Below are 861 nucleotides of genomic sequence, written 5' to 3'. Positions count from 1 at the left end.
CGGCACCTTCCGCGTGAAGCGGGGGATGGCGGAGATGCTCAAGGGTGGCGTGATCATGGATGTGGTCACCCCGGAGCAGGCCAAGATCGCCGAGGACGCGGGTGCGGTCGCGGTGATGGCGTTGGAGCGGGTGCCGGCGGACATCCGGGCCCAGGGTGGGGTCTCGCGGGCGAGTGATCCGGACATGATCGACGGCATCATCGAGGCGGTCAGCATTCCGGTGATGGCCAAGGCGCGGATCGGTCATTTCGTGGAGGCCCAGGTCCTGCAGAGCCTGGGTGTGGACTACATCGACGAGTCCGAGGTCCTGACGCCGGTGGATTATGAGAACCACATCGACAAGTGGGCGTTCACGGTGCCGTTCGTGTGTGGGGCGACGAACCTGGGTGAGGCGTTGCGGCGGATCACCGAGGGGGCGGCGATGATCCGGTCGAAGGGTGAGGCCGGGACGGGTGATGCGTCGAACGCGGTGGGTCACATGCGGACGTTGCGGGCGCAGATCCGTCGGTTGACGGTGCTGTCGGAGGATGAGCTGTATGTGGCGGCCAAGGAGTTGCAGGCGCCGTATGAGCTGGTCAAGGAGGTTGCGGCGACGGGGAAGCTGCCGGTGGTGTTGTTCACTGCGGGTGGGATCGCGACTCCGGCGGATGCGGCGATGATGATGCAGCTGGGTGCTGAGGGTGTGTTCGTCGGGTCGGGGATCTTCAAGTCGGGGAATCCTGCGCAGCGGGCTGAGGCGATCGTGAAGGCGACGACGTTCTTCGATGACCCGGATGTGATCGCGAAGGTGTCGCGGGGTCTGGGTGAGGCGATGGTGGGGATCAACGTGGACGAGATCCCGCAGCCGCACCGCCTCGCCGA

At 66.0% G+C, this 861-nt stretch carries 1 protein-coding gene; it reads left to right on the top strand.

The annotated features are described in order from the left end of the window. Positions 1-861 (top strand): pyridoxal 5'-phosphate synthase lyase subunit PdxS (pdxS, locus tag ACYVAQ_RS23395; RefSeq protein ID WP_460793022.1); only part of this gene is annotated, 861 nt, incomplete at both ends.

The sequence above is a fragment of the Nocardioides maradonensis genome, assembly GCF_054777115.1.
The sequence above is the reverse complement of the archived record's forward strand: the minus strand, read 5'-3'. Positions and strand labels throughout refer to the sequence as shown.